Genomic DNA, 25,024 nt, shown 5'->3' with positions numbered 1-25,024 from the left:
CTCGTAACGATAGAGCATCGGTTTCCCTCTCCCTTCGGCATGGTCTACGCTCATTGCGATTCTATGAGGGAGACCGCCATGAGGCGCCTATATCTGGCGATGACATCGCTTGTCTGCACATCCCTTCTGGGTGCGGCACCGGTCGCGGTCCGGGCTGCGCCCGGTGTGGGGGAGCCAGCTCCACCGCGAGCCGTGCTCGAACAGGTGGAGGGGCAGCAGGCGCTCGACTGGGTAAAGGCCCAGAACAGCCGGAGTGCCGAGGCACTCAAGGCGGACAAGCGCTACAGCAAATTCTATGACGATGTCCTGACGGTCGAGCAGGCACCGGGACGGTTGCCTTTACCCGAGCAGGCGGGCGGAAAGCTGTGGAATTTCTGGCAGGACGCTGCCCATCCCAAAGGTATCTGGCGTGTCACCACGCCAGCCTCCTTTGCGAAGGCTGAGCCGGACTGGAAGCTCATGCTCGACATCGATGCGTTGTCGCGCAGGGAAAAGCGCGATTGGGTATTTCAGGGGGCAGAATGTCTCGAGCCCGAGGCGGAGCGCTGCCTGATTACGTTATCTCTCTCTGGCGAGGATGCTTCGTTCTATCGCGAGTTCGATACCACAACGGGGCAGTTTGTGTCCGGTGGCTTCGATCTGCCCCATTCCAAGCAGCGTGTGGAATGGCTGGACCGGGATACGCTTCTGGTTTCGCGCGACTGGGGGGCGGGTACGATGACGCAATCGGGCTATCCCTATAGCGTGCGACTGGTCAAACGCGGCGTGCCGCTTTCGGCGGCGAAGGAAATCTATCGTGGCGAGCCGGGTGACATGATTGTCGAACCCGAAGTCCTGCACGATGAAACCGGGCGTCGCATTGCCCTCATCCAGCGTAATCTGGATTTTTTCAGAAGCGAATACAGGGTTTATGATCCGTCCACCGGGTCACTGCGCCAGATCGCCTTGCCGCAGAAGCTCGGTTATCTCGGGTTCTATTCCGGCAAGCTGATCGTGCGCCTAGATCAGGACTGGACATCTGGTGCACAGTTCACGCGCGGGAGCATCGTTGCGGTTGATCCTCAGGCACCTGATGCGACACCGGTTCTCGTTTTCCGACCCGAGCAGAACGAAACGACGACCGATATCGGTATCACGTCTCAGGGGGTGATCGCTGTCGTCTATCGTGACGTCCACCCTTCAGTGCGCGTCTACAGACCGCAGGAGAGCGGCAAGGCCTGGCATGAGAATTACTATATTCTGCCACGCATGAGTTCGGCGACGCTCCAATCGTCCTCGCCTTCGGTCAGCTCTGCCTATCTCAGGGTCGAGGGGTACATTATCCCGCCCGAACTCTGGAGCTTCGACACGGCAAAGGGGTCTTCCGCAAAAATCAAGACGACGCCGGCTCTCTTCGATGCAAAGGGGTTGGTTACCGATCAGTACTGGGCAAAATCGAGCGATGGCGTGGAAATTCCCTATTTCGTCACCCATCGACGCGACTGGAAGGAAGATGGCCATAATCCCACGCTGTTCACGGCTTATGGCGGGTTCGATCTGTCCTATCTGCCGACCTATTATGCCGATATCGGCAAGACATGGCTGGAGCGTGGTGGCGTCTATGTCGTGGGGAATATCCGTGGGGGTGGCGAGTTCGGGCCTGCCTGGCACGAAGCCGGTATGAAATCGGGGCGTCAGCATGCCTATGACGATTTCGCAGCGATCGGGCGCGATCTTGCTGCGCGTCACATCGCCGATCGCGAGCATCTGGGCATACGCGGGCGGTCGAATGGCGGTCTGTTGATGGGGGTAGAGTTCACACAGCATCCGGAACTGTGGAAGGCGGTCGTGATCGGCGTGCCTTTGCTCGATATGGAGAATTTCGAGACCATGGCCGCCGGGGCTTCATGGGCGGCCGAATACGGACATATGAGCGTACCCGAGGAGCGGCGCTTCCTGCAGGGTATTTCCCCCTTGCAGCATCTGAAAAAGGATGTGTCCTACCCGGTACCGTTCATTTTCACATCGACTAAGGACGATCGCGTAGGCCCTGTCCATGCACGACTGTTTGCTGCGCGACTACAGGAGCTGGGCAAGCCGTTCTTCTATTATGAAGACACGGGGGGCGGTCATGCCGGAACGGTCAATGCGAAGGAAATCGCCTATGAGCGCGCGCTGGAGGCTGTTTATCTCTCCAGGAGCCTCATGGATCAGGACCCTGCTTTCAGGCACTGAGGCCCCTCGTTAACAAGGGCATACGGTGTGGCGCAGGAGATCTGTGTCACACCGGGCAGCTTTTGACTGGGCCGTCTCTGCCGCGGGGAGGGGGCGTTTTCAGGGCGCTCGATATAAGCTGTCCGGCAGGGGATGCCCGGAAACAGGACACTAAGGGTAGAGTTGTCTGAAATGACACGCCCGTCCGGGCGTTTTTCAGGCACAAAAAAACCGCCGTAAAAACGGCGGTTGTTCTGTTTGCCGGTTCGGCAGGCTGCTCAGAAGCCTTCACGCTCCAGGCGCTTGCGCTCCATCTTGCGTGCACGACGAACCGCCTCGGCAGCCTCACGAGCGCGACGCTCCGAGGGCTTTTCGAAATGGCGACGCAGCTTCATCTCGCGGAAAACGCCTTCGCGCTGCATCTTCTTCTTAAGCGCCTTGAGCGCCTGATCAACATTGTTGTCACGAACCAGAACCTGCACGGGTCTGCCATCTCCTGTCCGACCATGAAATCATGGTCTGTTTGTAAATGCGATGCCAGGAACGCGTTACCGATGGCAGTGCGTTCCAAAGAGGCCGCCGCCTTAGCACATGTTTTGAAGAGGACACAAACTCTTTGAGCAGTATCGCCCGAAATTTATTCATGTCACCATGGCGGCTATCACGGGAACTTATTCCGTCAGGTTGGAACTGGGTCAAGAAATGGCGTTGCTGAAAATCGCGCGTATGGGGCATCCGGTATTGCTCCAGAGAGCACAACCGGTTGAGGACGTTCACTCTTTATCGATAAGACAACTGGTTTCGGACATGATCGAGACCATGCTCGATTCACGGGGGGCAGGGCTTGCCGCTCCTCAGGTTCACAAATCCTTGCGCCTGTTCGTTTATCATGTGCCCGAGGCGCGATGCGGCGCCGGAGAGACCCCGATTCCGCCTCGCGTTCTTATCAATCCTGAAATTGCGCCTGTGGGTAATGCCATGATGCAGTGCACGGAGGGATGTCTCTCGCTACCGTCGCTGCGTGGGGTCGTGCCCCGTCATGCCGTCGTGACGTATCGTGCCCTCGATCTGGATGGGGCGGTGATCACAGGCGAGGCAAGCGGTTTTCACGCCAATGTGCTGCAGCATGAATACGATCATCTCGAGGGTATTCTTTATACGATGCGCATGACCGATTTCGCGACCTTCGGCTATGCCGAGGAATTCGCTCTCATGCGCGAGAGCTAGGCGATGTCGGGAGTACGAGTACAACGCGACGCGCCGGGTCAGGCGCATCTTTATCTGCGTGAAGAGCAGATACGTCTGACCTATGAGGCGATGCTTCTGGCCTGGCGCGAACTGGGCGCCACCTGCGATCCCTATCAGCGCGATCATCAACTGGGCGCAGCGCATCATCGCGTGATGTTTCTGGTCTCCACCCATCAGGGTCTGACCATGAGTGCACTCTTGCGTCGGCTCAACATCACCAAACAGAGTCTCAATCGCGTTCTGCAGGAGCTGATGGCGCGCAATCTGCTCGAACAGCGCCCCGATGAGCATGACAAGAGGCTGAAGCATCTGCACCTCACGCCTGAGGGAGCGGCGATGGAAGAAGAGATTTTCGCTGCTCTGCGCGACCGTATGACACTCGCCTATCGTGCAGCGGGTGGGCAGGCTGTCGAGGGGTTCAGGCGTGTTCTTGCGACCCTTCAGGGAGAGGGAGACATCTCATGACCCAGGCCCATGTTCTCGTCGTCGATGACGATGCACGTCTGCTTCGCCTGCTACAGCGTTTCCTGAGCGAAAACGGCTTCAGGATCACTACGGCGATGGATGCAGAGGCCGCACGCAAAATCCTTTCCGTCACGCAGCCCGATGCCATGGTGGCCGATATCACCATGCCCGGTGAGGATGGGCTGAGCCTGACACGCTGGCTGCGAGAAAAAGGCCAGGTGTGGCCGATCATATTGCTGACAGCGCGTGGCGAGCCGGCCGACAGGATCATTGGGCTCGAATCCGGAGCGGATGACTATCTTGGCAAACCCTTCGAGCCGCGCGAACTGCTGCTGCGTCTGCAGGCACATCTCAGGCGTCATGTTCCGCGCCCCTCGGGAGCACCGCGCCTGTTGCGCTTGGGGAAGCTGGAATTCGATACGGGACGCGGTCTGCTGAGCGGTCCTGAGGGGATTGTGCATCTTACCAGCGGTGAGGCGGCGCTTCTTGGCGTGCTGACACGCTCTCCCGGCGAGATATTGTCGCGTGAGGCGATTGCCGAGGCGCTGGGGATGGATGAAATCGGCGAGCGCGCCGTGGATGTTCAGGTGACACGTCTGCGCCGGCGCATAGAGCCGGACCAGAAAGAACCGCGCTTTCTGCAGACCGTTCGGGGCAAGGGTTATGTTCTGAAGCCCGGGAGCTGATATCGTCATGCAGCCTGCGCGTATGATGGAGCGGCTCGTTCGCCGTATTCTGCCGCGCTCCTTCCAGGGGCGGTCGCTGCTCATCGTCTTCATGCCGCTGCTGATTACGCAGATCGTGGCGTTGCAGCTTTTCTACGGCAATTATCTCAATGTCGTTTCGCGCCGCCTTGCCGATGGCGTTGTGGCCGATCTGGCCCTGATCAGGGATTCCGTTGAGCGTCATCCTGCGGACAAGGAATGGCTGATTCGTCAGGCGAGATGGCGCACCCAGCTCGATATTGCCTTCCATCCGGGCGAAACGCTGACCGATGCCCGCGCGCCTTTCGTGCTTGGCCCCATGGATGAAGACCTGACAAATGCCGTGCGCAGGGTGTTCGATGCGCCATGTCATATCGACTGGAATGCAACCAGACAGAGCGTGAGGCTGGAAATACCGCTCAGCGACGGCGTGCTCGATGTCATCGTGCCGAGGAAACGCCTCGATGTCGGGCCGATCTGGCTGTTCGTGGTATGGGAAGTCGGCAGTGCGATCCTGCTTTTCATCGTGGCGGGTCTTTTTATCGGCAAACAGGTGCGCGCCGTGCGCCGTCTGGCCAAGGCTGCCGAGAATTTCGGGCTCGGGCGCGACGATGGGCCGATAACCCCTCAGGGCGCGCTGGAGATACGCAAGGCGGCCCTGGCGTTCAATCGTATGCAGGCGCGCGTCAATCGCTTCGTCACCCATCGTACGGCCGTTCTGGCGGGTGTATCGCACGATCTGCGCACGCCGCTGACACGATTGCGTCTTACCCTGGCCATGATGCCTGTCGAAGGGGCGGTGGAGGCACAGGAACTGCGCCCCGATATCGAAGACATGATTGCCGATATCGCCGAGATGGAGCGTCTGATCGGCAGTTATCTCTCCTTTGCGCGTGGCGAGGGGGAAGAAGATCCTGTGCCGACCGATCTTCTTGCCCTGCTCAATGACGTGGCGGCGGCGACGACTCGAGCAGGGGGAGAGGTGCTCGCGATTCATGCAGAGCAGAGCCTCACCGTGACCGTGCGCCCCGATGCGATACGTCGCGTGCTGATCAATCTTGCGGAAAATGCCAGACGTCACGGCGGGCGCATGACGTTCTCCCTGCGCCAGACAGGGCGTATGGTCGAGGTCACGATAGATGACGACGGGCCGGGGATCGCCCAGTCACGCAGGAAGGATGTCTTCCGGGCTTTCAGCAGTACTGCAGGACCGCAGGGCGGGACGGGGCTGGGTCTGACCATTGCGCGCGATATCATGGCAGCGCATGGCGGGAGCGTCGTGCTGCGCAACAGCCCGCTTGGCGGTCTGCGGGTGATGCTCAAACTGCCGCAATAGGAACGGAGCGGTCGAGCCGATCCGGATAGCGAGGGCAGGGGAATTGCCTGTCGGGTGCACATTCCACACCCGGCATCTGGGGAAGCATCGCCGGGCTGATGCCGATCCATAAACTCAGACAGGTGACAGGCAACAAAAAACCGGCCTCGTCGCAAGACGAAGCCGGTTCGTATCGTGTGCCTTGGAGAAAGGGACGATCAGGGAATCGAGTTGCCCGTACCGCCATGGCCTGTACCCTGACCGGCACCGAGCGGGCCCTGTGTGCCGCCGAAGGTGCTGCCCATGTTGCTCATCGGGTTGTAGCGTCCGACATTGCCCAGCAGCTGTTGCAGCACGTTGATCTTGGTGCCCGGCGTCGGTGTCGTTTCGCCGACCATGCCGACATTGTAGCCGTTCTTGCGATGCAGCATGTCCATGCGGCGCAGCACGCCCGTCGTGTCGAAGGCCAGCACCAGAACGTTCTGCTTCGTCACCCGGGGAAAGCCGAGCGGCTGCGGTACCGTCACCATCGAGATATAGAACCACGTATTGTCGTCGAACGTCGCGTGGGTTGTGGGCGAGCCGAGAAGGTCGGTCACGTCGTTACGCGTGCTGGTGCCGGGCTGAAGCTGGGAATAATCGTCCTTTTCGATCAGCGAGCCACGATTCTGTGGGATCGGACCGAAAACCGAGCAGCCAGCCAGGGCAAGGGGAGCGATGCAAAGCAGGGCGCGCGCAAGGCCCGCATGCGATGTCTGCCGCGGGGAGGTCTTCTTGGAGGCGCTCTTCATGGCGGATTATGTCGTCCTGCAGTGATCGATAAAATGGCGAATGATCGTCCCGGACAGGAGAAAACGGTGTTTCTCCAACATCGCAGGACGAACCAACTCTTCTATATTGCGGAGAGCAACGGTAAGGCAATTCGTAAAAGAAAGCCTGTTCGCGGGTTTTTTCCAGCATAATCTCAGGAAGGCAGCATGAAAGACAGCAAGGGGTCGCCGTTTACCCAGTCCGGCATGGCGAGCACCGAGGGGCATCCCCCGGAGTTTTCACGCCGTCTGCTCATCAATCGCATCGGGCATGAGGGTCTGACCGAGACGGTCAAGGCCAATGAAGCCGAGTGCCGCCAGCTGGCCAGGCGGCTGGACATACCGGCCGTTCATGCGCTGAGCTGCAAGATCAGGGTCATGCCCGAGGGGGCTGACCAGTTCGTGCTCGACGGTGTGCTGACGGCACATGTATCGATGGAGTGCGTGATTACGGGCGAAGCATTCGAAGACGCCCTGACCGACTCCTTCGCGGTTCGCCTGGTGCCGATGCGACATTTTTCCGAAGAAAGCGCCTCCGATCTCGAAGCGATCGATGAGATCCCATATGAGGGTCACGCGCTGGATCTGGGTGAGATCACAACCGAACAGCTGGCTCTGGTTTTGCCGCCTTACCCGCGCAAGCCGGGTGCCGCACTTGAAAATGCGGTTGACGAAGCCCCGCGTGAGACGGCAGAGGATGCCCCTGATGAAGCGGACGCACGTCCCAATCCGTTCGGTGCTCTCGCAGGTCTGTCGCTTGACAAAAAAAAGACGGATCTGAGCTAGAATTGAACAGGATGCTTGCGACCCGGCCTAGGGTCTGCTAGAGCCGCCCGCCTGATCATAGTGAACAGTATCGTTCCCTGTTGCGGTCGAATGGCGACCGGATGCAGGGACGATCTAAGAAGAAAGAGGCTCCCGCCATGGCCGTCCCCAAAAGAAAGACCACGCCGTCCCGCATGGGCATGCGTCGCAGCCACCACGCCCTGACCGTTCAGGCTCATGCTGAATGCAGCAACTGCGGTGAGCTGAAGCGCCCGCACCATGTCTGCGCGCATTGCGGTCATTACGACGGTCGTGAAGTCGTGGCTTCCGGCAAGACGCTCAAGACGACCGTTCGCGTTTGAGGCTCGATGGGGCTGGCCCGTCCGGGGCCGGCTCATCTTGTTTGAAATGAGACGCGGGGCGGAGCATGACTGACCTAGATGCGCCGGCCAGCCAGGCTGCGCCTTATAGTTTGGCCATTGATGCGATGGGAGGGGATCATGCCCCCGATATCGTTCTGGCCGGTTTGGATCGCGCTGCCGATCGACATCCCTCAGCAAAAATCCTGCTTGTCGGTGACGAGGCCATACTGCGTCCGCAGCTTGCCCGTTACGCGAAAGCACAGCGTATCTGCGAGATACGTCACGCGCCTTCTTCCATTTCGATGGAGATGAAGCCCACGGCGGCTCTGCGTCTGCGTGACTCCTCGCTGCGTATGGCGATCGATGCTGTGGCCTCGGGCGAGGCCGGTGGTGTCGTGTCGGCTGGTAACAGCGGTGCAATGCTCGCTCTTGCCAAGATCGTGCTCAAAACATTGCCGGGCATTACCCGTCCAGCCATGGCAGCGGTCAACCCGTCTGCGCGTGGCGATGTGGTGATGCTCGATCTGGGGGCGAATATCGCCTGCGATACGCGCAATCTCGTCGAGTTCGCCGTTATGGGTGAGGCTTTTGCCAAGGCTGTGCTCGGCCTGCCTGCGCCGAGCATCGGTCTGCTCAATGTCGGCGCCGAAGAGCTGAAGGGCGACGAGCGCCTGCGTGCCGCAGCGGATATTCTGCGCGATTCGCCGCTTTCGTCCCAGTTTCACGGCTTCGTCGAAGGGCATGATATCACGGCCGGGACGACCGACGTGGTGGTGACGGATGGATTCTCGGGCAATATCGCCCTCAAGACAGGCGAGGGCGCGCTCAAGCTCGTCTCCCTGCTTCTTCAGCGCGTGTTCAAGACCAACCTTCTGACGCGCATCGGGTATCTTCTTGTGCGCCCCGGGCTGGAGCGCATGAAGGAGTGGATCGATCCGCGACGTTACAACGGTGCGGTATTCGTCGGGCTGAACGGCATTGTCGTGAAGTCCCATGGCGGTGCCGATGCTGAAGGTTTTGCCGCGGCGATCGATGTTGCGATGGATGCGGTAACCCACTCGATCAACGAAAAGATCCGTGAGCGTCTTCGTCAGGTCGAGGCGCTTATGGCCTCCGATGCCGAGAACGATCTTGCTCCGTCCACTACTGCGGCCTGACCGATACAGGGCCTTTACAAGATGCGGCGCGGTTGCATGACAATCGTTCGGCAGCCACTGCCGTCTTGTGCTTCGTTGTTCCGGCTCGCGCGGCGCCCGGAACACAGGCATCAGACAATCCCGGCATCAGTTCATGAGGAAGAGACATGCCCCTGCGCGCGCGCCTGACCGGATCCGGCAGCTATCTGCCCAAGCAGGTCGTCACGAATGCCGATCTTGCCCTGCGTATCGAGACCTCCGACGAGTGGATCAGGACACGCACCGGCATCGCCCAGCGTCATATCGCAGGCGATGATGAAACGGCTGTTTTCATGGCAACGCAGGCCGCGCGTGCCGCTCTGGATTTCGCGGGGGTCTCGGCCAGTGATGTCGATGCCGTCATTGTTGCTACCGCAACCCCGGATCAGAGCTTTCCCGCGACAGCCGTGCGTGTGCAGGCTGCTCTGGGCATGAGCCAGGGTTTTGCGTTCGATGTCACGGCGGCCTGTTCGGGTTTCGTCTATGCACTTTCTGTTGCCGAGGCGTTCATACGCAGCGGCCAGGCCAGGAAAGCCCTGGTGATCGGCAGCGAGGTTTACTCGCGCATACTGGACTGGGAAGACAGGACGACCTGCGTTCTGTTCGGCGATGGTGCCGGAGCCGTCCTGCTGGAGGCGACCGAGGAAGAGGGAGTAGGAATACTCTCGACCCATCTGCATAGCGACGGCGCTTTCGGCGACATGCTTTATGTCGATGGGCCAAGCTGCACCAAACCGGTTCTGCACATGCAGGGGCGCGATGTGTTCCGCCATGCCGTGGCCAAGCTGTCGGCCGTGGTCGACGAGGCCCTGTCGTGCAATGGGTTGACCGGGCAGGATATTGCCTGGCTTGTGCCGCATCAGGCCAATCTGCGGATTATCGAAGGAATGGCCAAGAAGCTCGCTCTGCCGCTCGACCGCGTTGTCGTGACAGTCGATCGTCATGCGAACACCTCGGCGGCTTCCATCCCGCTTGCGTTCGATGAAGCCATGAGAGACGGGCGTATCAAAAAGGGCGATCTCGTCCTTCTCGAGGCGCTTGGGGGCGGTCTCACCTGGGGTTCTGCGCTGCTGCGTATGTAAAGACGCATCGTCTCGTCTTCACATTACGTCTCACGTCACTGATTTGATTGACCTTCGTTACTGTCATGATACGGTGACGTCATGACCACGGTGACCCGCGCGCAAATTGCAGAGCATATCTACAGTGAAGTTGGGCTGTCCCGGCACGAATCCGCCGATCTGCTCGAGACGGTTCTCGAGCTGATCGCTGCGCGGCTCGAAAAGGGTGAGACGGTCAAACTCAGTGGATTCGGCACGTTTTCCGTCCGGCAGAAAGGTCGGCGTGTCGGTCGTAACCCGAAGACCGGCATCGAGGTGCCAATTCTGCCACGCTCAGTGCTTGTTTTCAGGCCGAGCCAGATCCTGCGGGCGGAGGTCAACGGAGAATCGACCGAGGGCCTGACCAGCGAAAGCGATGATTCATGACAACCTCCTATACCGGCACCACCTCTCCGAAGGTGCCGGAGGATCGAAACGATCTGGAACGCCTGGTCAAAGGTCCGAACGCCTATAGAACGATCAGCGAGGTGGCTGACGAGCTGCATGTCCCGCAGCATGTGCTCAGATTCTGGGAAACGCGTTTCCCGGAGGTTAAGCCGCTCAAGCGTGGCGGCGGCCGTCGCTATTATAGCCCGGAAGATATCGAAATCCTGCGCCATATCACCGACCTGCTCTATGTGCAGGGTTACACGATCAAGGGTGTGCAGCGCGTGCTCAAGGAGCGCGAGCAGGCCGATTCGGTTGTGGTTCAGGAAACGCCGGTCGAGGCCGTGGTGGTGCCAGTGCCGGTGTCCGAAGAAGAGGAGATCGCGCGCACCTCTTTCGATATTCCAGATTTTCCCGCGTCCGAAAGCGCCGAGGCAGCTTTGCCTGAAGGCGCCGGGGATGATGCATCCGCTGGGGTCATTTTCTCTGAAGAACACGGTATGCGAGCCAGCGATGCTCTGCCCGATGAGGCGGAGCACGAGGCGCTTCATCGGCCTGAAGAAGAAGTCGTGGACGCTGCCGAAGCGCTCATGATCGACCCCGGCGAGGAAACCAGCGCCGCTTGGGCGCATGAGGCACCGCAGGGTCCTGTGCAGGACGAGGTCCAGGCGGAGTCTGTGCTGGAGCATGATATCGAGACCGTTCTTCTCGACGAGCTTGCAGAGCTGCGCGCGCGTCAGGATCGCTGGACACAGGAGCGCCGTGCCCTGCGTCTGGCACTTGAGGACGTTCTGGGCGAACTGGATAATCTGCGTCAGATGGTCCCGACCAGCTGAGTGGAATTTTAGTGAAAAAACCTGCCCTCAGACGCTTGCAGGGAAAGCGCCCCCCTGCTAAACGGCCTCTACCGCAGGACTGACGGGCAGTAGCGCAGCCTGGTAGCGCATCAGTCTGGGGGACTGGGGGTCGTGGGTTCGAATCCCGCCTGCCCGATATCGTCCTGTCCTGCGGTTCTTTCCCCAAATTATCGTTCCAGCAGACCGTTTTTATGCAATCCGCATTGGGGCGTAGCCTCGTGCGGTTTTTTGCATGTGTTTGGGGCTGTCAGGCAGCATTCTGTGATGCTCCGTTGGGACCGCCCTGACGCCATATTGGATATTTGTTCTGGCTGTATGCTTTGGGCGGACGCATGACGCGAGACGCATGACGCGATGCGTTCCTGGCCCGCCTGTGAGGCTTTCACAGGACTGTGGCGCCGCAGGCAATGCGACGCCAGAGGGGGTTAATGCGCATCCTCACGAAGCTGGATTTCCGAATCGGAGCTCCAGATGCGCCATAGAAGGTGGACGGCTGCCATGATTGCCGGGCCGAGAAACAGGCCGAGCAGTCCCCAGGTTTCCACACCCCCCAGAATGCCCAGCAGGACCCATAGAAACGGCATTTGTGTGCTGCCGCCGATAAGGGCAGGGCGGATGAAGTGATCGGCCACGAAGATGACCACGGCCCCGAGTGCCACGACCACGATTCCGGCGATCATCTTTCCCTGCACGATGATGAGCAGAGCCGCAAAAAGGACAGTCGGCAGGCCAAGGAACGGGATCATGGCCGCAACACCCGTGAGGAGGGCGAATAGGAGCGGTTGAGGCGTATCTGTCAGGACATAGGCGATGCCCATGACGAAACCTTCTCCAAGGCCGACCAGAACGAGCCCTGCAACCGTTCCATGCACCGATGAGATGATCTGCCTGGCAAGCTTCTCCCCCCGTCGCCCGAAAGTCCTGTTCGAGACGACAAGAACGCGATGGATGATGTCGGCACCGTCACGCAGCAGGAAGAACAGGGTCAGGATGGAGAACAGGAACAGGGTGGCCCGTTTGGCGACCTGGGTCGTGACCTGACGGGTCACCGCCATGCCGTGATTCGCATCCACGGAATGGAAAAGACGGTTGAGATGTTCCGGATTGACCAGATTGTTCTGCCACCAGCGTGCAACCTGCGCACGCTCGAATGGAAGCTCGTTCAGCCATTCCGGCATGGGAATGCCTGTATGGCGTACCGTATCGATCCAGTGGAGCGCGCTCTGTGCCTCTTCTGCGGCCTTGTAGCCGACCAGACTCAGGGGAATCAGGAAGATCAGGGCGATCGCAGCGGTGAACAGCATGGGAAGCCATTCCGTGCGTCCGAAACGCGCTTCCGTGCGCTTGTAGAGTGGCCAGGAGGCAATTGCGAACACGCAGCCCCACAGGAGTGCTGGCAGGAAATTCTTGAGTGTGAAGAGAGCGAGCGCGATGAAGAAAAAGCCGAGCAGGCCGCGCGACCGTCTCTGGGCCCGGCCGACCGGGGAGCCGGTCGTGACTTCTTCTGGAAGATCGTCGTCCACCGTGCAGTCCTGACCGGCGGTGGATGCGCCTTTCAGGTTACGGGGTGGCATGGCGTTCTGATCGGTCATCATGTTCCTCAACCTCAGCGGCCTGCGCCTCGGAATTTCGAATGAGGCGTCGCGCGCGGTGCGCTGCCTGTCTTGTTATTGCGTGTAGCTTATTGCCGGCTGCGCTGGCATCGCCATGTCACCGTATCAGAGTGATTATGGAAAAGCCGAAAGTCAGTACGGACACGACAGAGGGTCACGTCAATATCATTTGCACATTCCAGTTTATCATGGACCGCACCGACAGGTCTAAATCCTGTAACCTTGGGACAGTGCCTGATCTGCACTGTCTTTTTTCGACCCTGAAACGAGGTCCCGACAGGATTGCCCGTTGAGGCCGCCTCAGAACGATGCGCAACCCGAATGCATAAACGCAGCGACCGATTTCTGGTTGAAGCGTTTTTTATAGGCTTCGCGAATGGCGTCGAGCGCAGGAACGAGGGACGGACTGTCCGGCGCCATGATCCATACCAGCCTTGACGGCTCATGCGTGACCGACTGAGCGGGCGTTTCCTGCCATTGCCCCTGAGCCTCGATGACAGACAAACCGGCGGGGAATCGTGGCGTCACGGTTCTGGCGAGGAAGTTGTTCCACGCCTCCGTCGTGATCTGTCGGCCATCGGGAGTCGTCAGGCCAAAGGCAAGCGTGATGGACTCCATTTTCTGGCCATGCGGCAAGAGGCAGAGGTCCCGGTCTCCCTGAGCTGTCTTTCCTGTCCGGCTGTCCGTTCCTGGTCGATCTGCTGTCGCGTCAGGACCCGCGCACCCCGAGAAACAGGCCACGCACAGTATCGCCACGAAATGGCGCAGGGCAGGGCATGTTGGGCTCATGCGCGATCGAGCGCTTCGCGCAGAACGATGCTCTGCTCGGGCGTGAACAGACCTTCGCGTATGAACAGGTCGATAAGCACCAGATTGACGTTGAACTTGATTTCGGTCGTATCGCGCACAAGGCGATATACGGTTTCGATCGGCATCAGCTCGAAGTACTCGACCTCGCCATCAACGGGTTGGGGCGTGAAGTCCTCAAGCAGGGTCAGATCATAGCAGAAAAGCGTGTCCTGTCTCAGTCCCTCAGGGCGCTCCATCGCGTAGCGCAATGTTGCCACAGGCCGTGCCTGTTCCGCGAGCGCAGGCGGGATGGCGGCTTCTTCGCCCGCTTCCTTTACCAGTGCCTCAAGAGGTGTGAGGCCTGCGCAGATACCGCCGGCGGCGAGGTGATCCAGTTTGCCTGGATCGAGGCGCTTGTTGCGCGCACGGTGACCCATCCAGAGAAACAGCCCGTCATCACGTCGCACCAGCCCGTTGAGATGCACGCCAGCGGCGGTACAGCCAAGCAGGGGAAGGGCGCCGCGGTCGATCTGGCCAATCACGTCGCCCTTGTCATCGAAAACGTCGAACAGCTCGTTATGGGGGCGATAAAGCCCGAGCGCTGCCAACCGTTCTCCAAGTATCACGAGGTCCGTGTTTTCGGGCAGCTGGAAGGAGGGGGAGCCTGCCGTCCGGTCGGGATCCGAGGCATAGCCGAACGATGTCAGGGCGTCGAACAGACGTGGATCTGCCAGGCCGAATATGTGTTGTCCGAGGGCGACGGGCCTGCGGTCGCCCGGCAGGATGGCCGTGTGGCATCGTGCGATATGGGCCAGAAACGGGACGAGACTGTCATCATGCATGAAAGGCGGTACTCTCTTGTCTGAACGCAAACGATATCGCGTATCGCGAGGCGATTGCAAAACGACCGGTGGCACCTCACTCTGGTGAGATGATCTTCTCATGGCGACTGCCTCAGGCAGTGACCGGTCTCGCCCGTGCCTGGCGGCTGGTCCTGTCTCACGATATCCGCTTTTTCCGGCTCGGTATGGGGCTCACCCTGCTTCTCCTGCTCGGAGAGCGCCTCTGCATTCTGGCTATTCCCTATATGTTCAGCCGTCTTGTGGCGCATTTTTCCGTTCAGGATCTCAGGATGCTGATCCCGGTCGGGCTGATTCTGGCTTATGGAGGGTTGATTTTTTTCCGCAGTGTTTTTTCGGCACTCCAGGAACTGGTGTATCAGCCAGTCGGTCAGCGGTTGCAGGCTCTGACCGCGCAGGAGGCGTTCAGACACCTGCTCGATCTACCCTACCGTTTTCATCGCGACCGTCAGACCGGGGCACTGACACGCGCCATCGAGCGCGGCTCGGAGGCCGCAGACACGTTGTTGCGCCTCGCTCTGTTCAACATCCTGCCTGCATTTCTCGATACCGGCCTTACGATTGCCGTGGTCTTTCATTTTCTGGGTGGGCGTTACGCTGCGGTGATTGCGGTTGCCCTGCTGAGCTATATCGGGCTTGCGCAATGGTTCGTGCGTCAGCGTGTCCGGGCGCGCCGGCAGCGTAACGAGGCCAACGGGCGCGCGCAGCATTTCCTGCTCGACTCACTGCTCAATTTCGAGGCTGTGCGGCATTTCGCCAACGAATCCCACGAATATGGACGTTACGAGGCCGCGCGTCGCGAGCAGGAAAAAGCCAGTCTGCGCATGACGATGGTGGCGGGGTTATCCTCTGTCAGCCAGAACGGCATGATCGCTCTGGCAACGCTGGCGATTTTCTTCATGGCAGCACGAGATCTCGCGGCAGGCAGGCTCGATGTTGCCGCCTTTGTCATGATCGGCACCTATCTGCGTACTCTCTATCAGGCCATTATCTCGCTCAATCTGGTCTATGCGGGCTGGCGTAATGCCTGCGTCGATCTGGAGCACCTGACCGATCTGATGGATGAAACGCCCAGGAGCGCGGGCGTTGCGCATGATTTACAGGATCAGGGAGCGCAGCAACCGGCATCGCTTTCCTTCGAGCATGTGGAGTTCGATTATGACGGACGTCAGATCCTGCAAGACGTGACCTTCCACGCGGGTGCCGGTGAGACCATTGCCATCGTCGGACCGACCGGAGCGGGGAAATCCACCATCGCGCGGCTTATTCTCGGAGCCTATGCGCCGGGTTCGGGGCGGATCCTGCTCGATGGGTGCGATCTGACCACCATTGCGCCGGCCGACCTTCACCGCATGGTCGGCGTGGTGCCGCAGGATACGCAGCTCTTCAACGATACGATCGGCTATAACATTGCCTACGGTCATCTCGATGCCAGCCTCGAGGCGATTAAGGAAGCCGCACGGCTGGCCCAGATCCACGACTTTGTCGACGGGCTGGAGGACGGGTACGATACGCTCGTGGGTGAGCGCGGGCTCAAGCTGTCCGGCGGGGAGCGGCAGCGTATCGCTCTGGCACGGATCATTCTGCGTCGTCCGCGCGTGCTGTTGCTGGATGAGGCCACCAGCGCGCTCGATACAGGCACCGAACAGAGGCTCATGGATGCCTTGCGTGACGTAACGGCGCGCCAGACGACCATCGCCATTGCCCATCGCCTGTCCACCATACGCCACGCGGGCCGTATTCTGGTGATCGAGTCCGGCAGGATCGTGGAGGAGGGGAGTCATGATGTGCTGATGGCACAGCAGGGGCGCTATTTTGAGATGGTGACCACCCAATTGGAGACAGGCACCTAGTTTTACGCATGCACGCGACCTACGTGTTGGGCCACAGGACAAAAGACCAAAGGAGACTGTTCATGACAAAGCAGGCCGAAGACCTCGCTCAGGATTTCCATCCGGACAAGGCTGTGGAGGAGGAGATCCGGGAACAGGCCGCTCATGAGCTTTCCGAAGATCCCGATGCCGTGGAGATTCCCGAGGAGCTGCGCCAGTGCGGTGCCGTGATCGACAAGGCAATCGGTTATCTTGTCGAACAGAACCTGCCGACCGAGCTTATCGCCTCGGCGCTGCTCGGCGGATCGCTGGGTGTGCTGGCCCGCACGACCGACGCCGAGACGATGATCCGCATGCTGCACACGGCCATAGAGAGCGTTCGTTCGGGTGAACTCATCTGCGCCGATGCCTTTTCGGACGGCGAATAGGCTGTTTGAGACGCTTTCGGCTTGACGGGAGCGGGGTGCTCCGTCATAAGCCGCGCCTTAACGCATCGTCGTATGCCGGGACTGGTCTCGGCGAACATATTACTACCGAGGATCAAGTCCATGTCACGCCGCTGCCAAATCACGGGCAAGGGTGTGCTGACGGGCAACAACGTCAGCCACGCCAACAACAAGACCCGTCGTCGCTTCCTGCCGAACCTGCAGGAAATCACCCTGCTGTCCGACATCCTGGGTACGGGCGTTCGCCTGCGTCTGTCCACGCAGGGCATTCGTACGGTTGAGCACAATGGCGGTCTGGACTCGTTCCTGATCAGCACGCCGAACCGCAAGCTGCCGGTTGAGGCTCAGGTCATCAAGCGTCGCATCCTGCGCGCTCAGGAAAGCAAGGCCGCTCAGTCCGCCTGAGACTGACGGCACCTGCCTTTTGCCGCCTGTTCCCAGCTGCCCTGCGCAGCAATGAGGTCCATGCAGCAAAAGGCAGGCTGCAACAAAATTGGCCTTGAAAACGTGATCGGGTTGTTTCATTCACCCTTTCGATCACAAGGCCCACTTGGTCGGTCCGGCTTCGACGTATTACTTCCCGGGTTTCTTCGGAAAAGCGTCGATCTGTGACGGCCACGGCAAAGGTGTTTCGGGGCGGCCTGAAGCACCTTTCATCGCATTCTGGAGGTATCCCGTGTCCGAAAGCAGCGTCGCAGAAGCCAAATCGGCTCTCTCGAAGATCCGCAATATCGGTATTACCGCGCATATCGATGCCGGCAAGACCACGACGACCGAGCGTATTCTGTACTACACCGGCGTGTCGCATCGCATTGGTGAAGTGCATGACGGCAACACGACCACCGATTACATGGCGCAGGAACGTGAGCGTGGCATCACGATCACCTCGGCAGCCGTGACCTGCGAGTGGGAAAACCACCGCATCAACATCATCGACACCCCGGGCCACATCGATTTCAACATTGAAGTGAACCGCTCACTGCGCGTGCTCGATGGCGCCATCTTCATCATCGAAGGCGTTGCCGGTGTTCAGCCGCAGTCGGAAACCAACTGGCGTCTGGCTGACCGTTACAACGTGCCGCGCGTCATTTTCATCAACAAGCTCGATCGCACCGGTGCCGATTTCTATCGCGCATTCGACACGCTGAAGGAAAAGCTCGACATCGTCGCTATTCCGCTTCAGCTGCCGATCGGCATTGAAGAAAACTTCGTTGGCGTGGTCGACCTGGTCGAAATGCGCGCCATCATCTGGGAAGGCGGCGAGCTGGGCGCAAAGTTCCACTATGCCGAGATCCCCGATGACCTGAAGGAAAAGGCAGCTGAAGCGCGCCAGAACCTTCTGGACACGGCACTGAGCGTTGATGAAGCTGCTATCGAAGAATACTTCGACAAGGGCGATGTCGATGTTGCAACGCTGAAGAAGTGCATCAAGAAGGGCGCCATCTCCGGCGTGTTCCGTCCCGTCCTGTGTGGCACGGCCTTCAAGAACAAGGGCGTTCAGCCGCTCCTCGATGCCGTGATCGACTACCTGCCGGCTCCTGACGAAGTCGAAGGTATCCGCATTGCTCCGCCGGAAGGCGAAGAGGTCGACGAGGACTTCCTGCCGATCGTGCCGGTCGACCCCGACGGCAAGTTCGCTGGTCTCGCGTTCAAGATCATCTCCGACAAGTACGGCACCCTGACCTTCGTGCGCGTCTATCGTGGTGTTCTGAAGTCCGGCGATACCGTGCTGAACACGACCAAGGGCCACAAGGAACGCGTGGGCCGCATGTTCCAGATGCACGCTGACAAGCGTGAGGAAGTGAAGCAGGTCGGCGCTGGCGATATTGCTGCTTTCGTGGGTCTGAAGGACACCCAGACGGGTGACACCCTGGCCGATGCCGCCGATCCGGTGGTTCTGGAGCGCATGCAGTTCCCGGTTCCGGTGATCGACATTTCGGTCGAGCCGAAGACCAAGGATGCCGTCGAGAAGATGACGCTGGCGCTGCAGAAGCTCGCCGCTGAAGATCCCTCGCTGCAGCTCAAGACTGATCAGGAAACGGGTCAGACCATCCTGTCCGGCATGGGCGAACTGCATCTGGACATCATCGTGGACCGTCTGCGTCGTGAATACGGCGTTGAAGCCAATGTCGGTGCGCCTCAGGTTGCCTATCGTGAGACGATCTCGCGTCCGCATATCGAGACCTACACCCACAAGAAGCAGTCCGGTGGTTCGGGTCAGTACGCTGAAGTCAAGATCGAGTTCACCCCGGTCGAGCGTAACGAAGGCATCAGCTTCGAGAACAAGGTCGTCGGCGGTACGGTTCCGAAGGAATACATCCCGGCTGTCGAAAAGGGCATCCGCATGCAGTCCTCGACGGGCGTGCTGGCTGGCTTCCCGACGGTGGACTTCAAGTTCACGCTGCTCGATGGCAAGTACCATGACGTCGACTCGTCGGCTCTCGCCTTCGAAATCGCCGCCAAGGCCTGCTTCCGCGAAGGCATGAAGAATGCCGGCCCCGTGATCCTTGAGCCGATCATGGACGTCGAAATCACGACCCCGAACGACCATGTCGGTGACGTGGTGGGCGACCTTAACCGTCGTCGTGGCATCATCCAGAGCCAGGAGACGGCCGGTTCGACCGTCATGATCCGCGCTCAGGTGCCGCTGAAGGAAATGTTCGGCTACATCTCGCATCTGCGTTCGGCCACCAAGGGCCGCGCGTCGTTCACGATGCAGTTCCATCACTATGATCCGGTGCCGCGCAACGTGGCCGACGAGATCATGGCGAAGAGCGCCTGATCCTTCGGGTTCAGTCTCGGAATACGGAAAAGCCGCCCTTCGGGGCGGCTTTTTTCGTATGGGCGGCACGGGGGTAACGGGATACCATTTCAGCCTGTGTTCAGACGGCCTCGGCCGGTGCGCAACGTGACTCGTAAAAGAGGAAAAGGCTTTTGCCAAAGAAAGTGAGTCCGATCATTGCGAGCAGGCTCAGCCTGAGCAGGGTATGGGCGCCGACAGGATCCGACTTCAGGCAGGACATGATGACAAACACGGCAGCTCGAAGCGTGAAATAGAGCGTCCAGGCAAGCGTATAGAGCCTGAAGAAGCGTGTAAGCCTGAGATGCCTGCTGTCGCTTACGACGAACTCTCCCCGACGCTGCTCGGCGAGCTGCATAACGAGGGGGACGCGCCACACGCTTCCGATCGCAAAAACAGCGGAGAGGATGAGCGCGCAGAGCGCTCCGAACAGATCGGGAGATAGACGATCTCCCACCAACCGGTCCATTGTGCTGAAAAGGAGCGCCGTGGCGTTGAAAAGCCACCAGATCCTCCCGAAACCCAGCCTTGCCCGATAGCGCCTTGCAGCGTCGGCGGCGATCAGCACGATGCAGGCAGGCAGGGCGAAGCGCTGTAATCCGGCCATTTCTCCACCCCAGACGAGTGCGAGACTGCCGACTTCTCCTACAACGGCGCGCCAGCTTCGAAGATTGGGGGATGACGGGCTTTCGTGCATGACTGATCTTGGGTTTGTGTTCTTTACAACGTAAAGATTGGGGCGACTGACTTATCCATGTCAACTTTTTCCTGTAAAGATTCTGCATGAACCGTTCGGCCCAGTTGCAACGACGCCCGCACGAAAGTGCACCTTATCATCATGGCGATCTGGCCCGTGCGCTGGTGGAGGCGGGGAGCGACATCCTCACGGAATCCGGTGTTGATGCCCTTACGCTCCGCGCCGTCACACGACGTGCGGGGGTATCTGCGACAGCTGCGACACCGCATTTCGGTAATCTGACAGGCCTGCGCTCTGCAATCGCGGCAAAGGGGTACGAGGCCCTGGCCACTCGTCTCAACGCCGCCAAAGGGGGCAGTACCCTTGAGGTCGGGATGGCCTATATCGGTTTTGCCAGAGCCAATCCCGACCTGTTCCGCCTCATGTTTCGTCGTACGATGCTGGACTTCAGCATTCCTGCTCTGGCTGAGGCCTCGGCGCGCGCTTTCGTCACCCTGGAGACCCTCGCAGGTCAGGCACCGGACGATGGGTCCAGCCCCGCGCGCATGGCGGGCCTATGGGGACGGGTGCATGGACTCGCGGTGCTCGCCATAGATGGCATGCTGATCCCTTTTCTTGGTGATGACAGCGATGAAACCGTGACGGGTTTTCTCATGCGTGCTCTTGGAGAGGGTAGATCGGCACGCTGAGACAGGCGTTAGCATTCTTTCACAGCGATCGGCAGAGGGTCGGGTAGCGGCTCCACAGAACCCGGCCCGGCCCTTCAAGATGAACTCGAATTAATTATCACGTTTTCGTATTATACCGTTTGATTGCAAAAACATTATATAAATTTAACAAAATATCTGCTTCTCTCATGAAAGGCAGAGGGACGCGTCAGGACCGGTCTCACTGCCCGATTTTTCATCCGGGAGACTGTTCCCATGACACTGGCCCAACACATTTCGTGTGATACGCAGGGCGATAAACCGCTTCTGCATATCGAGGGTATTTCCAAGACATTCTCGGGCGTTAAGGTCCTCAAGGATGTTTCCCTCGTCGCCTATGGTGGCGAAATTCTTGCCCTGATGGGTGAGAACGGGGCTGGTAAATCCACTCTTATGAAAATCCTTTCCGGGGCCTATACGGCCGATCCGGGTGGCGAAATCCGCATTGCCGGCGACGTTGCGAAAATTACCAACCCGGCTTCGGCGCGCGCTCTGGGCATCGGTATTATCTATCAGGAGCTGGCTCTCGCCCCGAACCTCACCGTGGCCGAAAACATCCATCTCGGTTCGGAGCTTCGCAAAAACGGCATGATCGATCGCGCGGCGATGAATGACGCCTGTCGCGATCTGCTCAGGGAGCTTGGCGCACCTTTCGGCCCCGAAGACAAGCTGTCGACCATGTCTGTGGCCGAACAGCAACTGGTGGAAATTGCCCGCGCCCTGCACCGGGATGCCCGCATTCTCGTGCTCGATGAGCCGACGACAGCTTTATCGGCGCGTGAGACGGACAGGCTGTTCGCCCTGATCCGTCAGCTGAGGGCGCGAGGGCTCGCCCTGATTTATATCAGCCATCGCATGGACGAAATCGATGAGCTGGCCGACAGGGTTTCGGTTCTGCGTGACGGTGCGCACGTCGGCACGCTGGAAAAGCACGAGCTTTCCTCAGCGCGTATCGTGAGCCTGATGGTCGGGCGCGATCTGTCCAGTTTTTATGAAAAAGACGGCAATCATGTCCGTCGCGATGCCGCCCCCATTCTCCGGGTCGAGGGTCTTACAGACGGACGGCGCGTCCAGCCGACCAGTTTCGATCTGCGCCCCGGTGAGGTTCTGGGCATTGCCGGGCTGGTCGGTGCCGGGCGCACCGAATTGGCACGCCTTGTTTTCGGCGCCGATCCGAAAACAGGCGGTACGGTCTGGCTGAATGCAGACAGGGTCGATATCCGCAGCCCGCGGGACGCGCTGGCGGCAGGGATCGCCTATCTGACCGAAGACCGGAAAGCTCTGGGGCTTTTTCTGGATATGTCGTGCAGCGGCAATATCAATCTGGGGGTGGTCGAGCGCGATTCACGCATGGGTGTGCTCGATCAGTCCAAGGGGCGCACAAGAGCGACTGGGTCGTTTTCGGCTCTGCGTATCAAGGCCCAGAACATGCTGACCAATGTGGGCGGTCTGTCGGGGGGTAATCAGCAGAAGGTTCTGCTCGGTCGCCTTCTGGAAACCGGGCCCAAGGTTCTTATCCTCGATGAGCCGACACGCGGTGTCGATATCGGGGCCAAGACAGAAATATATCGTATTATCAACGATCTGGCAGCGCAAGGACTGGGGATTATCGTTATCTCGAGCGAGATGGCCGAGATCATCGGTGTGAGCGATCGCGTTCTCGTCATGCGCGAAGGCCATCTCACGGGCGAACTCGAAGGCCGCGCGATCACGCAGGAGGCAATCATGTCTCTCGCAGTCGGGCTCGTCTCTCCCTCGCCAATCGCCGCCTAGGATATCACGTCTATGAGTAATACTCTCAATCCGGCGGTGGCGGTTTCGCCCGCCGCGCAGATGAACGCGCGCGCCACGACGCGCAGCATCATGCAGGCGGCTGGAATGCTGCCCGTCCTTATCCTGCTCGCTCTGGGCTTTCACTTCCTCGGCGGCCATCGTTTCCTGTCGGGGCAAAACCTCTCCATCATCGCCCAGCAGGCCTCGATCAACACCGTTCTTGCTTCGGGAATGACCTTCGTTATTCTCACCGGCGGTATCGATCTGTCGGTCGGCTCCATTCTGGCTTTCGCCGCCATGTGCGGTCTTCTCGTCTCGGTCATGCCGCATCTGGCCTGGCTCGCGGTGCCTGCCTGCCTTGGTGCAGGGCTGCTGATCGGTGTCTTCAACGGTGCCCTTATTGCGGGTGTGAAGATACCGCCTTTCATCGTGACGCTGGGTACGCTCACGGCCGTGCGTGGCCTTGCCCGTCTGATGGGTAACGACCGCACAATCTTCAATCCCGATCTGTCCTTTGCCTGGATCGGTAATGACGGCATCGCAATTACCTCAACCTTCACGATCCCCTGGCTCGCTGTCATTGCCTTTGCCGTGGTCGTTGCGAGCTGGTTCATTCTGCGTCGCACGGTACTGGGCGTTCATATCTACGCCATCGGCGGCAATCCTTCTGCCGCCCGTCTGGCGGGTATCCGTGTCGGCCTGGTTCTGATGTTCGTTTATGCGGCATCGGGCCTTCTGGCCGGTCTCGGTGCTGTCATGTCCTCGGCACGTCTCTACGCCGCCAATGGCCTGCAGCTTGGGCAATCCTATGAGCTGGATGCCATTGCGGCGGTCATTCTGGGCGGGACCTCCTTCGTGGGCGGCATCGGATCGATCTGGGGTACGCTGGTCGGCGCGCTTCTGATTGCCGTGCTCACCAACGGGCTCATCCTGATCGGCGTGTCGGATATCTGGCAGTTTATCGTCAAAGGGCTGGTCATTATCGTGGCTGTCGCACTCGACCGTTTCCGGGCACCGACGGCACGCACCTGATCGTGCTTCGCCAGCGGAAAGCGCCCTTCGTGGCGCTGCCTGCCGGGGGCCCTATCGATGCCTCCGGCTTTTCTCCTTCCATAGTTTGTCTTTCTTCCGTTTCGGATGTTTCAAGATGATCACTCGTTCCAAATTTTTCCTCGGCGCTCTCGCTCTCTCAACCATTCTGGCGGCGCCTGCGGCACGTGCCGATGGCATCTCCAATGTGGGCGTTTCGGTCGGCTCCCTCGGCAATCCGTATTTCGTGGCGCTCGTCAAAGGCGCGACGACGCAGCTCAAGACGGTGGCGCCGAGTGCCAGCATCAATGCGCTTTCAGCGGATTACGATCTGAACAAGCAGTTCTCACAGATGGACAGCTTCGTGACGTCGGGCGTCAATCTGATCCTGATCAACGGCGTCGATCCTCAGGCCGTCATGCCCGCAGTCAAGCGCGTGCAGAAATCCGGCGCGACCGTCATTGCGGTGGACGTGGCTTCTGCCGGAGTGGACGGAACGGTGCAGACCGACAACGTCGCGGCAGGCCGCATATCCTGCGAGTATCTTGCCAGGAAAATCGACGGCAAGGGTGAGGTGGCGATCGAGAACGGGCCGCAGGTTTCTTCGATCATCGACCGGGTGAAGGGGTGCAAGGAAGTACTCGCAAAATATCCCGACATAAAAATCGTCAGCGACGACCAGAATGGCGGGGCCGAACGTGACCTCGGGTTCAAGGTTATGCAGGGCTTCCTGGTGCGCTTTCCCAACCTGAAGGGCGTTTTTGCGATCAATGACCCCGAGGCAATCGGCGGTGATCTCGCAATCCGTCAGGCACGTCGTCAGGGTATTGTCGTGACATCGGTCGACGGCGCGCCGGATATCGTCTCGTCACTGAAAGATCCGCGCTCTTCCATCGTCGCCTCTGCAAGCCAGGATCCTTATCAGATGGGGAAGGATGGGGTGGAAATGGGGCAGGCCATCAAAGACGGCAAGGTTGCCAAAGGCACGGTACGCCTTATGGCACCCACGCTGATTACGCGTGATAATGTCGGCAGCTACAAGGGTTGGACAGGCGAATAAGAATACTGAACGAAATAGGTAATCCTCCCCGGCGCAGG

The 25,024-nt window shown here is 59.6% G+C and carries 25 protein-coding genes and 1 tRNA gene; 20 read left to right on the top strand and 6 right to left on the bottom strand.

All coding sequences use genetic code 11. The features are described 5' to 3' along the window. The first annotated feature begins 78 nt into the window (after window positions 1–78). Window positions 79–2,214, top strand: coding sequence for a prolyl oligopeptidase family serine peptidase (locus NF685_RS06280; protein ID WP_252848997.1), 2,136 nt, complete (start codon window positions 79–81; stop codon window positions 2,212–2,214). Between the two features lie 257 nt (window positions 2,215–2,471). Here the strand turns inward: NF685_RS06280 and rpsU are convergent, their stop codons facing one another. Continuing rightward, window positions 2,472–2,675, bottom strand: a complete 204-nt coding sequence (gene rpsU / locus NF685_RS06275; RefSeq protein WP_007283570.1) for a 30S ribosomal protein S21 — start codon at window positions 2,673–2,675, stop codon at window positions 2,472–2,474. Between the two features lie 220 nt (window positions 2,676–2,895). Here rpsU and def point away from each other — a divergent pair, with 220 nt between their 5' ends. Genes def through NF685_RS06255 form a run of 4 tightly spaced genes read left to right on the top strand, consistent with a single transcriptional unit; the run spans window position 2,896 to window position 5,946 of the window. Continuing rightward, the gene (gene def / locus NF685_RS06270) at window positions 2,896–3,420 is read left to right on the top strand and encodes a peptide deformylase (protein WP_252848996.1); all 525 of its coding nucleotides are present in this window, start codon (window positions 2,896–2,898) and stop codon (window positions 3,418–3,420) included. Between the two features lie 3 nt (window positions 3,421–3,423). Further along, entirely contained in the window at window positions 3,424–3,906 is a 483-nt protein-coding gene (locus NF685_RS06265) for a MarR family winged helix-turn-helix transcriptional regulator (RefSeq protein WP_252848995.1), read from the top strand. Further along, the gene (locus NF685_RS06260; protein ID WP_252848994.1) at window positions 3,903–4,592 is read left to right on the top strand and encodes a response regulator; all 690 of its coding nucleotides are present in this window, start codon (window positions 3,903–3,905) and stop codon (window positions 4,590–4,592) included. Before NF685_RS06265 ends, NF685_RS06260 begins: the two co-directional genes overlap by 4 nt. 7 nt (window positions 4,593–4,599) lie before the next feature. Further along, a complete protein-coding gene (locus NF685_RS06255; RefSeq protein WP_252848993.1) occupies window positions 4,600–5,946 on the top strand; it encodes an ATP-binding protein in 1,347 nt (448 codons plus the stop codon). A 197-nt stretch (window positions 5,947–6,143) separates the two neighbouring features. On the opposite strand, the gene NF685_RS06250 is transcribed toward NF685_RS06255, so the two are convergent. Then, complete coding sequence (locus tag NF685_RS06250) at window positions 6,144–6,716, bottom strand: outer membrane protein assembly factor BamE (protein WP_222547114.1); 573 nt, start codon at window positions 6,714–6,716, stop codon at window positions 6,144–6,146. A gap of 186 nt (window positions 6,717–6,902) precedes the next feature. Here NF685_RS06250 and NF685_RS06245 point away from each other — a divergent pair, with 186 nt between their 5' ends. From NF685_RS06245 to NF685_RS06215, 7 genes are all read left to right on the top strand, one after another. Next, window positions 6,903–7,520: a YceD family protein gene (locus NF685_RS06245; protein WP_252848992.1), complete on the top strand. Its 618-nt coding sequence runs from the start codon at window positions 6,903–6,905 to the stop codon at window positions 7,518–7,520. A gap of 137 nt (window positions 7,521–7,657) precedes the next feature. Further along, on the top strand, window positions 7,658–7,861 hold the full coding sequence (gene rpmF, locus NF685_RS06240; RefSeq protein WP_023977526.1) for a 50S ribosomal protein L32: 204 nt from the start codon (window positions 7,658–7,660) through the stop codon (window positions 7,859–7,861). Window positions 7,862–7,926: 65 nt separating this feature from the next. Next, window positions 7,927–9,018 carry a phosphate acyltransferase PlsX gene (gene plsX, locus NF685_RS06235; RefSeq protein ID WP_222547115.1) on the top strand — a complete coding sequence of 364 codons (1,092 nt, stop codon included), beginning with the start codon at window positions 7,927–7,929 and terminating at the stop codon, window positions 9,016–9,018. A gap of 146 nt (window positions 9,019–9,164) precedes the next feature. Further along, window positions 9,165–10,118, top strand: a complete 954-nt coding sequence (locus NF685_RS06230) for a beta-ketoacyl-ACP synthase III (protein WP_252848991.1) — start codon at window positions 9,165–9,167, stop codon at window positions 10,116–10,118. 81 nt (window positions 10,119–10,199) lie between these two features. Next, window positions 10,200–10,523 (top strand): integration host factor subunit alpha, encoded by a 324-nt coding sequence (locus NF685_RS06225; RefSeq protein ID WP_222547117.1) that lies wholly within the window; start codon window positions 10,200–10,202, stop codon window positions 10,521–10,523. Beyond that, window positions 10,520–11,359, top strand: coding sequence for a MerR family transcriptional regulator (locus NF685_RS06220; protein WP_252848990.1), 840 nt, complete (start codon window positions 10,520–10,522; stop codon window positions 11,357–11,359). The genes NF685_RS06225 and NF685_RS06220 overlap by 4 nt, the downstream gene beginning before the upstream one ends. Before the next feature lie 83 nt (window positions 11,360–11,442). Continuing rightward, window positions 11,443–11,516: transfer RNA gene (locus tag NF685_RS06215), tRNA-Pro, on the top strand. Between the two features lie 289 nt (window positions 11,517–11,805). Here the strand turns inward: NF685_RS06215 and NF685_RS06210 are convergent. From NF685_RS06210 to NF685_RS06200, 3 genes are all read right to left on the bottom strand, one after another. After that, window positions 11,806–12,975, bottom strand: a complete 1,170-nt coding sequence (locus NF685_RS06210; RefSeq protein ID WP_252848989.1) for an AI-2E family transporter — start codon at window positions 12,973–12,975, stop codon at window positions 11,806–11,808. Window positions 12,976–13,293: 318 nt separating this feature from the next. Next, entirely contained in the window at window positions 13,294–13,611 is a 318-nt protein-coding gene (locus NF685_RS06205) for a DUF3574 domain-containing protein (RefSeq protein WP_252848988.1), read from the bottom strand. A 167-nt stretch (window positions 13,612–13,778) separates the two neighbouring features. Beyond that, complete coding sequence (locus NF685_RS06200) at window positions 13,779–14,624, bottom strand: NUDIX hydrolase (protein ID WP_252848987.1); 846 nt, start codon at window positions 14,622–14,624, stop codon at window positions 13,779–13,781. Window positions 14,625–14,692: 68 nt separating this feature from the next. On the opposite strand from NF685_RS06200, the gene NF685_RS06195 reads away from it, so the two are divergent. The 4 genes from NF685_RS06195 (at window position 14,693) to fusA (ending at window position 19,702) form a co-directional block, all read left to right on the top strand. Beyond that, a complete protein-coding gene (locus NF685_RS06195) occupies window positions 14,693–16,495 on the top strand; it encodes an ABCB family ABC transporter ATP-binding protein/permease (protein WP_252848986.1) in 1,803 nt (600 codons plus the stop codon). 62 nt (window positions 16,496–16,557) lie between these two features. Further along, window positions 16,558–16,902 (top strand): hypothetical protein, encoded by a 345-nt coding sequence (locus NF685_RS06190; protein WP_252848985.1) that lies wholly within the window; start codon window positions 16,558–16,560, stop codon window positions 16,900–16,902. A 120-nt stretch (window positions 16,903–17,022) separates the two neighbouring features. Further along, window positions 17,023–17,325: a 50S ribosomal protein L28 gene (gene rpmB, locus NF685_RS06185; RefSeq protein ID WP_222547121.1), complete on the top strand. Its 303-nt coding sequence runs from the start codon at window positions 17,023–17,025 to the stop codon at window positions 17,323–17,325. A gap of 271 nt (window positions 17,326–17,596) precedes the next feature. Next, window positions 17,597–19,702, top strand: a complete 2,106-nt coding sequence (gene fusA / locus NF685_RS06180; RefSeq protein ID WP_222547122.1) for an elongation factor G — start codon at window positions 17,597–17,599, stop codon at window positions 19,700–19,702. 100 nt (window positions 19,703–19,802) lie between these two features. On the opposite strand, the gene NF685_RS06175 is transcribed toward fusA, so the two are convergent. Beyond that, the gene (locus NF685_RS06175) at window positions 19,803–20,417 is read right to left on the bottom strand and encodes a hypothetical protein (protein WP_252848984.1); all 615 of its coding nucleotides are present in this window, start codon (window positions 20,415–20,417) and stop codon (window positions 19,803–19,805) included. Window positions 20,418–20,503: 86 nt separating this feature from the next. On the opposite strand from NF685_RS06175, the gene NF685_RS06170 reads away from it, so the two are divergent. From NF685_RS06170 to NF685_RS06155, 4 genes are all read left to right on the top strand, one after another. Beyond that, a complete protein-coding gene (locus tag NF685_RS06170; protein ID WP_252848983.1) occupies window positions 20,504–21,106 on the top strand; it encodes a TetR/AcrR family transcriptional regulator in 603 nt (200 codons plus the stop codon). 234 nt (window positions 21,107–21,340) lie between these two features. Next, window positions 21,341–22,897, top strand: a complete 1,557-nt coding sequence (locus tag NF685_RS06165; protein ID WP_252848982.1) for a sugar ABC transporter ATP-binding protein — start codon at window positions 21,341–21,343, stop codon at window positions 22,895–22,897. Window positions 22,898–22,909: 12 nt separating this feature from the next. Beyond that, window positions 22,910–23,929, top strand: coding sequence for an ABC transporter permease subunit (locus NF685_RS06160; protein ID WP_222547127.1), 1,020 nt, complete (start codon window positions 22,910–22,912; stop codon window positions 23,927–23,929). 115 nt (window positions 23,930–24,044) lie between these two features. Then, window positions 24,045–24,986 carry an ABC transporter substrate-binding protein gene (locus NF685_RS06155; protein ID WP_252848981.1) on the top strand — a complete coding sequence of 314 codons (942 nt, stop codon included), beginning with the start codon at window positions 24,045–24,047 and terminating at the stop codon, window positions 24,984–24,986. Window positions 24,987–25,024 lie beyond the last annotated feature (38 nt).

Origin of the sequence: Asaia lannensis NBRC 102526, assembly GCF_024054035.1 — a bacterium.
GTDB lineage: Bacteria > Pseudomonadota > Alphaproteobacteria > Acetobacterales > Acetobacteraceae > Asaia > Asaia lannensis.
This window is presented reverse-complemented; position numbering and strand designations above follow the sequence as displayed.